This window comes from Candidatus Reidiella endopervernicosa (genome assembly GCF_013343005.1).
Taxonomy (GTDB): Bacteria; Pseudomonadota; Gammaproteobacteria.
The window spans coordinates 210147-223511 of record NZ_CP054491.1; the positions used below are offsets into that span (position 1 = coordinate 210147).

Genomic DNA, 13365 nt, shown 5'->3' on the forward strand with positions numbered 1-13365 from the left:
TCTCTTGTAATAGTCATGGATGAAATAGACCTATAAGGATCGGTCACTTCATAGCACCATTTCAGACGCAAAGGGCAAGTTGAACCATTGGGAATTACCCCAACGATTTAGTCGGACATTAACTTGGTTACTGTTGTGGAGCGAGACACGGCCGTCCCGCTCCGACAGGAAGTTTAGCCGCGTGATGCGCGCTTGCGCTCGTTTTCGGTCAGCAGCTTCTTACGCAGACGGATGTGGTTGGGGGTGACCTCAACCAGCTCATCATCGTCGATGAACTCCAGCGCCTGCTCCAGTGTGTGAACCACGGGAGGGGTGAGCACCTGAGCCTCATCGGTACCGGAGGCACGCACGTTGGTCAGCTGCTTACCCTTGAGGGCATTAACCACCAGATCGTTATCACGTGCGTGCAGACCAATAACCATACCCTCATAGACCTCAGCACCGTGGCCGATGAACATACGACCACGCTCCTGGAGATTGAAGATGGCGTTGGTCAGCGCCTTACCCGGAGCGTTGGCGATCATTACACCGTTCTTGCGGGTACCGTAGTCACCACGCTTGAAGGGACCATAATGGTCGAAAACGCTGTAGATTAGACCTGAACCCTGGGTCGCGGTGAGGAACTCGGTGCGGAAGCCGATCAGACCACGCGCCGGCATGATGTAGTCGAGACGGACGCGACCGTGACCATCGGGCACCATGTTCTTCAGATCACCACCACGAACACCGAGCTTCTCCATTACGCCACCCTGATGTTGATCCTCGACATCGATGGTGACCTGCTCGAAAGGCTCCTGCGGCTCGCCGTCGATGGTACGAATAATAACCTCGGGACGCGAAACACCCAGCTCGAAGCCTTCACGACGCATATTCTCGATCAGAACCGAGAGGTGCAGCTCGCCACGCCCTGAGACGCGGAACTTGTCGGGATCAGAGCCCTGCTCAACACGCAGTGCCACGTTGTGCACCAGCTCCTGCTCCAAGCGCTCTTTAACCTGACGAGAGGTGACGTACTTGCCATCCTTGCCAGCGAAGGGAGAGTTGTTGACCTGGAAGGTCATGCTGACAGTCGGCTCATCGACACTCAGTGGTGCCAGCGCCTCGACCGCTTCAGGATCACAGAGGGTATCGGAGATGTTGAGCGGGTCGAGCCCGGTAAAGCAGACGATGTCACCCGCCTGCGCCTCATCGACCTCAACACGCTCCAGCCCCATGAAACCGAATAGCTGTAGTACACGCCCATTACGGCGCTCACCATCCTTATCGACGATGGTTACCTGGGTGTTGTTCTTAACGCGACCACGGGCGATGCGGCCGATACCGATAACACCGACATAGCTGTTGTAGTCGAGCTGCGAGACCTGTAGCTGGAAGGGATCTTCAGGTTCTACCTGTGGCGGATGGACATGATCCACAACGGTCTGCAGCAGTGGGGTCATATCACCCTCACGCACATCGGACTCCATAGAGGCAAAACCGGCCAGACCAGAGGCATAAACCACAGGGAAATCGAGCTGCTCATCGGTGGCACCGAGACGGTCGAAAAGATCGAAGGTCTGATCCAGCGCCCACTCAGGACGCGCCGCCGGACGGTCAATCTTGTTCACCACGACAATCGGGTGCAGACCACGCGCCAGCGCCTTCTCGGTCACAAAGCGGGTCTGAGGCATCGGACCCTCTACCGCATCAACCAGCAGCAGCACTGAATCGACCATTGAGAGTACACGCTCTACCTCACCACCGAAGTCGGCATGTCCGGGGGTGTCGACGATGTTGATACGGTAGTCGCCCCACTTGATCGCAGTCGGCTTGGCCAGGATGGTAATACCGCGCTCACGCTCCTGATCGTTGGAGTCCATGGCACGCTCTTCGAGCTTATCGCGCTCACCAAGGGTGTCAGATTGCTTAAGGAGCTCGTCCACCAGGGTCGTCTTACCGTGGTCAACGTGGGCGATGATGGCGATGTTGCGAAGATTCTCAATCACTGGGGTAATCCATATATAAGGTCAAAATAGGGCGCGATTGTACCCTAAAAACGGCCATTACGATCACATCTAGCCACAACCCGGTAATTCACCCAGCTTTCGTCAGCTACACCAGGCTATTGCCGCTTTTACACCCGACAAAATCTCACTAGGATAAAATATTAGAATAAACTGATATATCAACTGCTTAGGCCAAACAGATCCGTTGACAAACAGACTCGTCAGGGGACAATCGATACAGACTGCATTGATGATTGCATCAAATCCAACAACTTATAAAAATTGTTAGATCTCATATTCCACCACCGTTTTGGCGCTGTTTGGGATCAATCAACACCATTTTCACCGACTGAGCGCCGACTGTTATTGAATCAATGGGGCCGTTTTAACGACTCTTCATGCATCGCAGCCGCATCCGCCGGAACCGCCTCGGCCTGCTCTGCCCAGTCGAGTCCCTCAGACTCGTCGCTGCTCGGTTCAGCCGCCTCGACCGCCGCGGCATCGGGAAGCTGTTCATTGGGCTCGTCCGATGAGTCGCTCTCCTCCGGCACTTCACTGCGTTGGTCCTCGATAATTCGTCCATCGGGCTGCTCCATCGCCAATCGGGTGGTATCCATATCGGCCAGCGTGTGAGCCCCTTCAACGATGTGACTAAAGACTGCGCGGTAACTCGCCGTCATCTCATTGACCAGACCAGCGGTCTTGATAAAGTGATCACCGACCTCAGCACGATACTCATCGTTACGCTGACGGAGCGTGTGGAGTTCGCTCTCCAGCTCCTCGACCTTACGAATGGCGGGGCCGGTTGCACGACCAACCCAGAAACCGAAACCACCACCAGCCAGCAGCGCTGCCACTGCCATTAACACCACCCACTGCAAGGTCATTGATCAAAACTCCAAAAGCGATTCAAAAAAGTTGGCCTAATCTACCACTCTCCGAAGAAGACCGTGCAACTCTTTCCCTGTCGCTTGGCTCGATACATCGCCTGGTCGGCCATCACGATCAGCGCATCGGCTTCTTCGGCATTTTCTGGGTAGAGCGCCACTCCTATGCTCGCCCCAACCGACACCTCTTCGCCCTTCACCGCCGCTGACCGCCATGGATAGCGAAGCGAAGGCGGTTAGTCCGCGATAGTCGACGCCGTCTGCATATTCGTAGTTGAGGGGCGAGCGGACGACGAAGAAGATGCAGCAGCGGCTTTATGTCGGCGTAGAGTCACTGAGGGAGTTGTGTAGAGCCGCGAAGAGGTGATTACGCAACGAACGCAGGACGTCGGGGCGCCGTAGGCATAAATGGTCGCGTTAAGTTTTTGCTGTTTGCTTGGGCTTGGATGCCCAAAACAAACTTTCGCAAAAATAGCGACTCCCCGTCACCGGACTTGAGATCGCCTTTAGCATAGAGATTGCGAGTCGCTCCACCACCTCACGTCCAGCTCCCCCCTGCAGGATGACAACAAACTCATCACCCGCATAGCGCGCCACCGTATCGTTCTCTCGCACACTCCCTTTCAGCATCCTGGCCACATGTACCAGCAGGTCGTCGCCAGCGTCATGATCCAGGGTATCGTTAACCTCTTTAAATCCGTCGAGATCGATCAGCAGCACGGCCATTGGCTCTTTATTACGATCTGACTGCGCAACCGCCATCTGCAACCGCGCGTAGAGCAGACTACGATTGGGCAGATCCGTCAGAGCATCATGATGAGCATCGTGCCAGAGCGACTGCTCATTTGCCTTGGCGGCCGATATGTCCCGGAAAAGTGCCACATAGTTACTGAGTCGATCACGCTCATCCTTGACGACATTGATAGTCATATTAAGCGGAATCACCTCACCCTCTTTATTGCGATCCCAAATTTCACCCTGCCACTCGCCGTGGGTTTCGAGATTGCTCCATAACAGCTGGTAGAATGCATTATCATGCTGCCCCGACTGTAAAATTTTCGGGTCCTCGCCCAGCACATCCTCCAGCTCATAACCGGTAATGCGTGTAAATGCCTCATTAACATCGAGGATGCGATTATTGCGATCAGAGATCATCACCCCATCGCCTGCATTCTGGAACACACTGGCCGAGAAGCGCAGTCGCTCCTCCATCGCTTTGCGCTCAGTAATATCGAGTACCGTGCCCAGCATCCGTAGCGCCAGGCCAGCGCTATCCCGATAGACCACACCCCGTTCGTGCACCATGCGCACCTGCCCATCGGGCTGGAGAATACGATGGTCGATACTGTAATCTGCCGTACCCGCCACAGCAGCCTCAACGGCGGCGACCACCTCATCACGATCATCGGGGTGTACCGACTCGAGAAATAGCTCGTAGCTCGGCTCAATCTGCTCTGCATCCACGCCAAACATACGGAAAATCTCATCCGACCAACGCAGCGCACCGGTAGGAACGATCCACTCCCAGTGACCAAGGCGAGAGATCTTTTGTGCCTCGGAGAGCAACTCACTCTTCTCGCGTAGTTCGCGCGTCCGAAGTTCGACGGCTCGCTCCAACGTGTCGCGTGCATTCTGCAGATCCTGTTCGATCTCGATCCGCTCATCGATCTCATGAAGTAGCACACGTCGATCAGAAGAGATGCGGCGCAACACATAGATGGCAATGGCCAGAATCATCACCAGCACACCGCCGCCCAACCAAACCACGTTTTCTCGCCAACCGTGCTGCACCTGCTGAGCATCTTGAGACTGCTTAGAGACCAGCCCGGTGTAATAATCGACCAATAGGTCGCTCTGTGCCATCACCCGCTCTTGCAGCGGCATCACCTGCTCCAACAGTAGCTGGGTCGCGGCTGCCTGCTCACCCTTTCTAGCCAGCTCAACCGCAGTCTCAATAATCGGTGTCCCCTCAACCGTCAGCGCACGTAACCTGACTAACCTACGATGCTCATCATCATGCTCAATATGCGACTCAAGCTCACGCCGCTTCAACACGTAACGATTACCAAGATTGAGAAAATCGATATAGAGCTCTTCAACCCTGAATGGGTCGGGTTCGATCAGCATAGTGTTGAGGGTGATCACGCGCTCACGAACAATATTGCGCAGGTCGTGTACGCGTCTCACCTTATTATTATGGGTATCGACAATTAGTTCGATGCGCTCTTGCAGCTCATCTGCGTGGTAGAAATCGAGTAGGAACTCGGCGGCGACCAGTACGACGATAATCGTAAAACCGAGCAATAGATGCCGCATGGGATGACGCAGAGACATGAAACCTCAAAACAAAGTAAAAGTGCTAGATCAGATACTACCGCGAGTCATCGAAATTCTACCGTACAATCTGCGCTGATATCTGACGCAGGACTTACTTAACTTTCAGCGCCTGCAGTGCCCGTACGGCATCACTCTGCCCACCACGAGCCGCCTGTGAAAACCAGCGATGCGCTACGCCAAAGTCAGGCTCAACACCCAGGCCATCCCGATGGATTACACCGAGCAGATAGGCCGCATCCACCACGCCCTGTTCCGCGGCACGCTCAAGCCACTCAGCCGCCGTCCGGTAACTCTGAGGCACACCAAGTCCACTGGCATAGAGGTGACCAAGATTAAACTGCGCTTCTGCCACCCCCTGCTCAGCCGCCGCCCGGTACCAGTAAAAAGCCTGCTCATGGTCTCGCCTCACACCGAAGCCATTATCAAAGGCAGCACCCAAATTGAGCTGAGCATAGGCATCGCCCGCAATAGCTTGGCGTTGGAGTTGCTCAATTTGAAATTCGGGTTCGCCACCGGCGTGGGCGAACGAAGTCAGCAACAAGCCGAGTAAGAGGAGGTAACGCATCTCAAGCGGTACGCCCACGGTTGGTGCGACGCCGCCCACGTTGAGCCATTGGTCTACGGGGATTGGGATTGGGTTTGCGTTTCGCCCTTGGTGGGGAGTCGATCTCTCGCCATTGACCTGGCGCCAGACCGTTCAGCGTCCAATCACCAATTGAGTAGCGCACCAGACGCAGGGTGGGGAAACCGACGGCTGCGGTCATACGTCGCACCTGACGATTGCGTCCTTCAGTAATGGTCAGCGCAAGCCACGAGGTAGGAATCTCCTTGCGAAAACGCACCGGTGGATTACGCGGCCAGAGCTCAGGCTCTTCGATATGTTCCGCCTTCGCCGGGCGTGTCTTGCCATCCTTCAACAGCACGCCCTGGCGCAGCTGTTCCAGCGCTGCCGCGTCGACATCGCCCTCGACCTGCACCCAGTAGCACTTCGGTTTTTTATATTTGGGATGACTGATCTCAGCCTGCAGCGGCCCATCGTCGGTCAGCAACAGCAGGCCTTCACTGTCTCGGTCGAGACGACCAGCTGGATAGACACCTTTCAGATCGACATAGTCGGCGAGCGTTTCACGCCCCTCTCTGTCGGTGAACTGGGTCAAGACGCCATAAGGTTTGTTAAGCAGAATCAGCACGGCACCGAGTTAACCACTCCGGGCCACCATGCATCAAGAGGTAGCTACCACTCGGGCACGCCTTCCATGTGGTTACGCACCCGCTCCATCCCATCGATACCACCAACTATCATCACCTCAAGTGGCGACTGGTTGTTGAAACGTTCACTCGGTGTGGTCACCCACATATCACCCAACACCGGATTGTAGGAGAACATGACAGAGAGGTACTGCTGGATCGCGATCAGATGGGTAATGCGCGCCATGCTGTCACCCTGCTCCGGCAGCGGAGTCGACTCTGTATATCGCTTCAGTGCACGCGGTTTGGTCTTCTCCGGCAGACCGAGCAGTTTGACCTGATCGGCAGGATCGACCTTCCACTCACTCAGGATACGCATCACGGTATGGGTCAGATCAACACTAATTTCTGCTGCGGTGGAAGACATGGGGAAAACCTCTTCGGGGATAGACTGACGCACCCTGCGGAGAGGATGCAATTACTGAAAAACGAGCATACCACAGTAACACCCTCAACATTTCCACGCCGATTAAGCGGAAAGCAGCAGACCAGGCAGCTCAGCAACGGAAGCGACCTCATAATCGACATGCTGTCGACGCTGCTCGACCGCCTCCGTCGTGTATGAACGCCCCAGATACTGGGTCGTCAGCACCGGGCGCATCCCCACCGCCGCCGCACCGCGGTGCTCATCGCTACCGCCATCACCGACAAACAGACACTGCGCCGCCGCCACCCCCAGCCGCTCACTGGCGAGATGGTAGATCTGTGCATCGGGCTTGGCATGGCCACTCTCACAGCTAAATAACACCGCATCGAAGTGTGGTGCCAGTGGTGACTCAGACCATGCCGCAACCTCAGCAGTAGAGGCGTTAGAGATCAGTGCCAGTGAAAGCCCGGCCCCTTAAGCCGTGCGAGGGCCGCCACGATCTCACCATCGACCTGCTTTGCGCTGACCGCCATGGATAGCGAAGCGAAGGCGGTTAGTCCCCGATAGTCGACGCCGTCTGCCTATTCGTAGTTGAGAGCGTGAGCGAACGACGGAGAAGATGCAGCAGCGGCTTTATGTCGGCGTAGAGTCACTGAGGGAGTTGTGTAGAGCCGCGAAGAAGTGATTACGCAACGTACGCAGGACGGTCGGGGCGCCGTAGGCATAAACGGTCGCGTTAGTATTTGCCGCTTGCTTGGGCTTGGATGCCCAAAACAAGCTTCCGCAAAAATAGCGACTCCCGAAGGCTGTAGTCGAAGCGGCGCTGACGCGCCGCACTCGCCTCCTCGATCAGACCCATCGGGATCTGCGGATCGAGGTGGTGGGCCATCTTCCTGATCACCTCCAGCTGGGTGGTGGTGCGACAGATATCGTGTGCACCGCTAAAACATGCACCGTTCCAGGCGCTACGATCGAGACCTAGGATATCGGCGGTATAGCCGCCAACAGATGCGGGCACACTGCCGACATCTACCAGGGTATGGAAAAGGTCGAAGCAGACCGCCTCCACCCCAGAAAACAGATTCCGATCCATTTGTGAAACACCACCTTGACTAAACGGGCCGCTATTATCGGTCGACGCAGGCGATCTCGCCAGAGCCGTCTTTGGCCCTATAATGCCCAATCGCATCTATTTGGAGCCTGGCCCTGATGTCACGAGGCCGTTTTATTCTTACCCACCTGGTCGCCACCCTGCTGCTACTGGCGACCTTTCTCGCAATCGCGCTAATCCAGTGGTATCCACACCCCTACGACGAGATCGAATCGATCCACCAACTGCTGTCGATCATTGCTCTGCTGGTCGTGGTGCTTGGACCCGGCCTCTCCTTTGTACTCTTTAAACCGGGCAAGCGCGGCCTCTGGTACGACCTGTTGCTTATCTTCGTCTTACAGAGCGGCTTCTTCACCGCAGCGATCTGGCACACCTACCGTGAACGCCCGACCCTATTGCTCTTCAGCATCGACCGCTTCATTACGCTACGCGACGATCAGTTCGATCCACGGAAGCTCGATCCGACGCTCACCCTTGCCGAGCACGGTCCCAGCCAGCTCTATGTGGCGCCACCTAGCAGCGATGCGGAACGGGCTGAGCTGGTTCAACAGTGGGCCTTCGAGGGTGGCGTCGATTTCACCTATGCAGCTGAGCGCTATCGAAACTATCACCCCCACCTGAACAGCGTGCTGGCTCGTGAGCTCGATATCGTCACCGCCGTGACCCGGCAGCCCCAGCTTGCCGCTGCCGTTGAGGAGAAACTGCAGCAGTTGGGCATGACCCTTGATCAGCTCGCCTTTCTGCCGCTCGAGAGCCGTGGCCACTTCGTCACCGCAATCATCGACCGTCACGACGGCAAACTGCTCGGCCAACTGAAACTTGATCCCTGGGATAGCGGCATAATGGATAGCGAAAATGAGTGAGGCGTGTCCCTGTGGTTCCGGTCAGCCCTATGAGCGCTGCTGCGGCCCCATTATTGAAGGTCAGCGCGAGGCAGAGAGCGCCGAGGCACTGATGCGCTCTCGCTACACCGCCTACACACGCGGCGATAGCCACTATCTACTCAAGAGCTGGCACCCCGATACACGCCCCGAGCAGCTCGACCTGACGAGCGAACCACAGCCCAGGTGGCTGGGACTTAAGATCGTGCGAACCGAAGCAGGAACCATTAATGACCAGGAGGGTCGCGTAGAATTTATTGCGCGATATAAATCATCTGGGCGCGCAGAGCGCCTCCACGAGGTAAGTCGCTTCATTAAACTAGCAGGGCAGTGGTTATACCGCGACGGCGTTCTAAACCAGCATAATTAATCATCATAATCAAAAACGGTATCTACCCCTGCGAATGGTGCTTTAAATATAAATGGTGCTGCGTTGTCAGCAATCAAGACCTCGTATCACTGACTGAAATCAATCTCCGTTCAATGCGCCCAACAGCGTCGACCTCACCTGCTCACGATGTGCGATCAATCGCTGATGCAGCGACTCGAACAGAGCTCCCTTCTCGATCAACTTGAAGTAAGAGTCACAGAACTTGGAAAAATCTTCATCGCGCCGCACAGCTTCGTGAAGCTCCTCAAGATAGATGTAATAATCGCTAGCCAGATGTTGCCTGAAAAAGACCTCCTTTTTCTTATCAGAGAGCGACCCATCCACCCTTCCACCGCCTTTGCCAATGCACAACACAGGGACACCTTCTCGCAAACTGTTCACTGAAACATGGTAGATATCGGTCACGACAAACTTGGCGCGTTTGATAACAGAGAGTCTGTTATGGAGCGCCTCCACCCCCATCGGCTTACCAAACCAGGCGAGATCGATCAGCTGCACACCTGCCAGACGAGCCAGATGTTTGGCGAAAACTTTCGACAACTGCTTGGCCCCCGAGCGACCGAATGAACAGAGCGCATAATTTTCGGGAAGCTCAGGATTCGCTTGATAGGGCAAATTTGTTACATTCTCGTAGAAGAGCGCGCAATCACAACCAAATGTCATTACTGGTTTCTGAGTTAGTTGTGAGACAAAACCTGCTGAGAAGACATCTCGCATCAACACCAGCGTCGATTCTCGATACAGAGAACTGAGTGCCTCATGATAACGACGATTCGATAACTGCTCCTCACGCAGCCCATAGATAGTCCCACCGAAGCAGACCACTCTCCTTTTTAACTCAAGCGGCGCACCTTCAAGCAGTAGCAACTTGTACCACTGATCAAGGATTTCACTATAACTTTTCTCGGGATCACGCCTTCTACTCCTTCTGTAAAAGTCGCTATTTGCATAGGTTATCCAGTGGAGAAAATCCCCCCAGAAGATAACCCTGTCGAACTCAACCAGCTGATCGACACTCTCATAGAGCTCATACCGATGCTCTCCGCCGGAATAGGTGTACTGTACAGTTTGCTCCGTACAGAAATAGGCCACCTCTACTTCACCCTCAACGCCCGACAGCACACCGCTTGTCGCCAGATCAACCGAGAGCATCCCCGGGTTAGACCTAGGCGGAAATGCGCAGACAAAAGCAACTCGCTTCACAACCAACTCACTTTTTTCCAAAATAGCACTACCTCATTCTCCCCTGGCAGATTCAACAAGCACGCCAATGCTTAGCAGCCTGCCCATAATCTCTACAACCCTCATGCGCTCTTTAGTTAATATCGGCATATAGAGCGGCCCCGCTAATAGCTGCTTCAAATTACTATTTGCGAGCACTTGGCTCTCGAATCCTTCACAACCATCTCGACCGCGCCCATCTACACCACTGGCCAATCCAAGCACAGCAGATAGCTTTGCCATAACGCGTCCAAACTCTTCATCACCTCGCGGTGCGATCATCCTGATCAAGCGCCTTAGCAGCAGATAAGAGTAAGCCTCCATCGTCTGCCCCCCCTGACAACCCCCCAATGCGACGATCAAATTCTTCTCGGCTGCACTCAGTTCTACACGCTCAGCACCCTTTTCTAATCTAACGAAAAAGGTCTCCCCATCCTTTTCAATATCCACCTCTCCCAGCTCAACCAGATTCCATGAGAGATTGAGCAGTGTCCGGTGCATGGCACTCATCTCTATTCTTGATTGATCAAGATGCTCAGCTACCGCAGTAAAGATATCCCTGTTAGCAGCGGCCATCTCATCCTGACTGATATTCTTCGTCTCCTGTCCGGATGACCAGTTGTTATAGATCGACACAGCACCGGGTGCGTAACGAAACACCGCTCCTACAGCTGCAACCAGCGAGATAGAAAGGCGGTCTTCATTAATCTTGATCTTGTGCTTAATATATTCGGGATAGACCGCCGCCATCACCTTGCGACGGGTCAGAAAACAGATCGGTGGCCGCCACTCATTAGCCAACAAGCGCAGCAGATAGTCGGAGTAGTTATCCGACTTGAAGTGGAGCGCACTGTAGCTCCCATCATCTCGCAGGAAACGCCACTCCCAGTCGCCATAGATCACATCGACGCCGACCGACACTTCAAACTGCGCCATCTGCACGGCGATCTTCTCCGGCAACAACTCATCATCGGCATCGAGCAGCTGAATAAACTCGCCCTCTGAGTGTTCAAACCCCATTACGCGTGATGGCATCGAACCCTGCTCTGTGCAGCGAACGATCTTCGACCGAATAGCATTCGGCTCTAGTAGTCTCGAGGCCTCTTCAATACTGCCATCGGTAGAGTTGTTATCGACCAGAATGATCTCGAGGTTTTCGTAGCTCTGCACCAGACAGCTCTTGATACACGGCACCAACCGTGCACCGGCGTTGTAACTGGGAATAATTATTGAGACGAGTGGTTTCACGCTAACTCTCTATACAAGACTGGCGCCGCTTACCCAGGCGGCGGCACTTTATTAATGGACTATTGATCGGAGAGTCCGAGGTAACAGAGATACTCACTGCGCAGGCGGGCATTTAACTCATTTGCCTGCCGCTTTAGCTGCTGCTCCGGCACCGGCACACTCTCATCGACACCGATCAAGGTAAGCACCCTTCGCGACTCGCCCTCGTAGTCGGCTACCAGCTCTTCATAGCAGATCGACTCATAGCTGAGTTTGTGACGTTGTAAAAACTCAATCCACATGCGCTCTTGCCAGACCATCCATTTCAGCTCGTTGGTAATCGCAATCGGATCGAAGAGCACTTCCACATCTCTGGTCGAATTCTGCCCATTGCTATCGTGCGTAACCATCCACTCATCGGTCTTCATGGCGATAAAGTTTGAGATTGCCTGAGAGAGCTTATCCCGGCGATAGAGACGAATCAGAACATCCATCTCCTGCAGAAAGTCTAATCCCTCCTGGATTATCACCTTATCCTTGTTACTAAAGACATCTGCAAACTGATCCCAATGAAGTTTGAGACCGAAGGTACCGTTGGCCGAGGTTCTGCGCCGCTCAAGCTCCTGCAGGTACGATTTTATTACCACATCTTTGATGCTATTGATGTTGGCATAGGCGCGGATATTTCTGATATTCAGATACTCATCGGGCGCGCCCGCCAATCCAGTCCGCTCCATCATCTTGCTCAGCAGCCAACTACCCGAGCGGGGTACCGTCAGCAATGCAAAGCGATGGCTTGTCTCCACCCCTGTATTCAGGTCGTGCGATGCTGACATCGCCTCAACAATCTTTTTATCTGTGGTATCCGACATCGCAATATTTCTCGAAGAGAACGTTATAGCTGTGGAGCAGCCGCACCAATGTAGTCGACGTACTCCTGCTTCAGACGCTCATTCAACTCATTCGCCTGTTTCTTCGTAGCAGGCTCTGGAATGTCGATCGATTGCCCATCAAGGCCCATCCAGCTCAATACTGTTCTGGAGCTCTCCTCATACTCACCCGCCAGCTGCTCATAACTGATCGAATGGTAGGGAATATTGCGCCTCTCAAGATATCGCTTCCACATCTGCTCCTCTCTGACCAGCCTGAGGAGACTTTCGGTAATGGCCAGTGGTGCGAACTTGATCGACTCCATATCAAACGAGTCCTCTTCCACATCGTCATGATCGACACGCCACTGGTCGCTCTGCTCGGCGATATAATGGGAGACGGCCTGTGCGACTTTGTCCTGGCGATAGAGGCGAATCAGACAATCCATTTGGGACAGGAATTGACGCCCCTCGTCACGAATACCCTGATCTGTACCGTAGACATTCAAAAACTGACTCCAGTGCATCTTCAGGCCGAAGACACCGTTCTCCGATGTCCTGCGCTGCTCAAGCTCGGAGAGATACTCATTGACTCGAACCCCATCCACCCCTGCATGAGCACCGTACGCCCGTAGGTATCTGACATTGAGATACTCCATCGGCAACCCACACAGGCCGGTATTGCCCAACATCTTGCTCAATAGCCAGCTACCCGACCTCGGTACCGTCAGCAGGCAATAGCGGTAACTCGTCTCGACACCACTATTCAGATCAGACGCTTTAGACATCATCTCTATGATTTTTTGGTCAGTTCTATTCATCTACACATCCAATCTGTAAC

At 54.4% G+C, this 13365-nt stretch carries 16 protein-coding genes; 2 read left to right on the forward strand and 14 right to left on the reverse strand.

The window, feature by feature from the left end:
• Window positions 1-173: 173 nt before the first annotated feature.
• From typA to HUE57_RS01095, 10 genes are all read right to left on the reverse strand, one after another.
• Window positions 174-1985 (reverse strand): translational GTPase TypA, encoded by a 1812-nt coding sequence (gene typA / locus HUE57_RS01050; RefSeq protein ID WP_078483082.1) that lies wholly within the window; start codon window positions 1983-1985, stop codon window positions 174-176.
• Window positions 1986-2356: 371 nt separating this feature from the next.
• The gene (locus tag HUE57_RS01055; protein WP_078483083.1) at window positions 2357-2872 is read right to left on the reverse strand and encodes a Z-ring associated ZapG family protein; all 516 of its coding nucleotides are present in this window, start codon (window positions 2870-2872) and stop codon (window positions 2357-2359) included.
• 41 nt (window positions 2873-2913) lie between these two features.
• Window positions 2914-3072 carry a diguanylate cyclase domain-containing protein gene (locus HUE57_RS19455; RefSeq protein ID WP_202034678.1) on the reverse strand — a complete coding sequence of 53 codons (159 nt, stop codon included), beginning with the start codon at window positions 3070-3072 and terminating at the stop codon, window positions 2914-2916.
• A gap of 217 nt (window positions 3073-3289) precedes the next feature.
• Window positions 3290-5188: a diguanylate cyclase domain-containing protein gene (locus tag HUE57_RS01065; RefSeq protein ID WP_174672541.1), complete on the reverse strand. Its 1899-nt coding sequence runs from the start codon at window positions 5186-5188 to the stop codon at window positions 3290-3292.
• A gap of 112 nt (window positions 5189-5300) precedes the next feature.
• Entirely contained in the window at window positions 5301-5774 is a 474-nt protein-coding gene (locus HUE57_RS01070) for a tetratricopeptide repeat protein (protein WP_135622072.1), read from the reverse strand.
• A gap of 1 nt (window position 5775) precedes the next feature.
• A complete protein-coding gene (locus tag HUE57_RS01075; protein WP_269087633.1) occupies window positions 5776-6399 on the reverse strand; it encodes an rRNA large subunit pseudouridine synthase E in 624 nt (207 codons plus the stop codon).
• A gap of 44 nt (window positions 6400-6443) precedes the next feature.
• Window positions 6444-6824 carry a DUF2384 domain-containing protein gene (locus HUE57_RS01080; RefSeq protein ID WP_078483086.1) on the reverse strand — a complete coding sequence of 127 codons (381 nt, stop codon included), beginning with the start codon at window positions 6822-6824 and terminating at the stop codon, window positions 6444-6446.
• Between the two features lie 102 nt (window positions 6825-6926).
• Window positions 6927-7283, reverse strand: a complete 357-nt coding sequence (locus HUE57_RS01085; protein ID WP_174673702.1) for an HAD family hydrolase — start codon at window positions 7281-7283, stop codon at window positions 6927-6929.
• 122 nt (window positions 7284-7405) lie between these two features.
• Complete coding sequence (locus tag HUE57_RS01090) at window positions 7406-7549, reverse strand: hypothetical protein (protein ID WP_174672542.1); 144 nt, start codon at window positions 7547-7549, stop codon at window positions 7406-7408.
• Window positions 7550-7560: 11 nt separating this feature from the next.
• Entirely contained in the window at window positions 7561-7917 is a 357-nt protein-coding gene (locus tag HUE57_RS01095) for a hypothetical protein (protein ID WP_174672543.1), read from the reverse strand.
• 116 nt (window positions 7918-8033) lie between these two features.
• Between HUE57_RS01095 and HUE57_RS01100 the strand changes: the two genes are divergently transcribed.
• Window positions 8034-8798: a hypothetical protein gene (locus HUE57_RS01100; RefSeq protein ID WP_078483088.1), complete on the forward strand. Its 765-nt coding sequence runs from the start codon at window positions 8034-8036 to the stop codon at window positions 8796-8798.
• Window positions 8791-9186 (forward strand): YchJ family protein, encoded by a 396-nt coding sequence (locus HUE57_RS01105; RefSeq protein ID WP_078483089.1) that lies wholly within the window; start codon window positions 8791-8793, stop codon window positions 9184-9186. Before HUE57_RS01100 ends, HUE57_RS01105 begins: the two co-directional genes overlap by 8 nt.
• 99 nt (window positions 9187-9285) lie before the next feature.
• Here the strand turns inward: HUE57_RS01105 and HUE57_RS01110 are convergent, their stop codons facing one another.
• The 4 genes from HUE57_RS01110 to HUE57_RS01125 form a co-directional block, all read right to left on the reverse strand.
• A complete protein-coding gene (locus HUE57_RS01110) occupies window positions 9286-10359 on the reverse strand; it encodes a polysaccharide pyruvyl transferase family protein (protein WP_078483090.1) in 1074 nt (357 codons plus the stop codon).
• 84 nt (window positions 10360-10443) lie between these two features.
• Window positions 10444-11676: a glycosyltransferase family 2 protein gene (locus tag HUE57_RS01115; RefSeq protein ID WP_078483091.1), complete on the reverse strand. Its 1233-nt coding sequence runs from the start codon at window positions 11674-11676 to the stop codon at window positions 10444-10446.
• A 59-nt stretch (window positions 11677-11735) separates the two neighbouring features.
• Window positions 11736-12527, reverse strand: a complete 792-nt coding sequence (locus HUE57_RS01120; RefSeq protein ID WP_078483092.1) for a Stf0 family sulfotransferase — start codon at window positions 12525-12527, stop codon at window positions 11736-11738.
• Between the two features lie 23 nt (window positions 12528-12550).
• Window positions 12551-13345, reverse strand: coding sequence for a Stf0 family sulfotransferase (locus HUE57_RS01125; RefSeq protein WP_078483093.1), 795 nt, complete (start codon window positions 13343-13345; stop codon window positions 12551-12553).
• Window positions 13346-13365: the final 20 nt, after the last annotated feature.

Bases quoted from the DNA above. Each gene is read 5' to 3' on its own strand.
- HUE57_RS01055 (WP_078483083.1), bottom strand. From the start codon at position 2,872: ATGACCTTGCAGTGGGTGGTGTTAATGGCAGTGGCAGCGCTGCTGGCT.
- HUE57_RS01110 (WP_078483090.1), bottom strand. From the start codon at position 10,359: ATGCTCTCGGTTGATCTGGCGACAAGCGGTGTGCTGTCGGGCGTTGAG.
- HUE57_RS01095 (WP_174672543.1), bottom strand. From the start codon at position 7,917: ATGGATCGGAATCTGTTTTCTGGGGTGGAGGCGGTCTGCTTCGACCTT.
- HUE57_RS01120 (WP_078483092.1), bottom strand. From the start codon at position 12,527: ATGTCGGATACCACAGATAAAAAGATTGTTGAGGCGATGTCAGCATCG.
- HUE57_RS01070 (WP_135622072.1), bottom strand. From the start codon at position 5,774: ATGCGTTACCTCCTCTTACTCGGCTTGTTGCTGACTTCGTTCGCCCAC.
- HUE57_RS01090 (WP_174672542.1), bottom strand. From the start codon at position 7,549: ATGCCTACGGCGCCCCGACCGTCCTGCGTACGTTGCGTAATCACTTCT.
- HUE57_RS01125 (WP_078483093.1), bottom strand. From the start codon at position 13,345: ATGAATAGAACTGACCAAAAAATCATAGAGATGATGTCTAAAGCGTCT.
- HUE57_RS01105 (WP_078483089.1), top strand. From the start codon at position 8,791: ATGAGTGAGGCGTGTCCCTGTGGTTCCGGTCAGCCCTATGAGCGCTGC.
- HUE57_RS01100 (WP_078483088.1), top strand. From the start codon at position 8,034: ATGTCACGAGGCCGTTTTATTCTTACCCACCTGGTCGCCACCCTGCTG.
- HUE57_RS01080 (WP_078483086.1), bottom strand. From the start codon at position 6,824: ATGTCTTCCACCGCAGCAGAAATTAGTGTTGATCTGACCCATACCGTG.
- HUE57_RS01065 (WP_174672541.1), bottom strand. From the start codon at position 5,188: ATGCGGCATCTATTGCTCGGTTTTACGATTATCGTCGTACTGGTCGCC.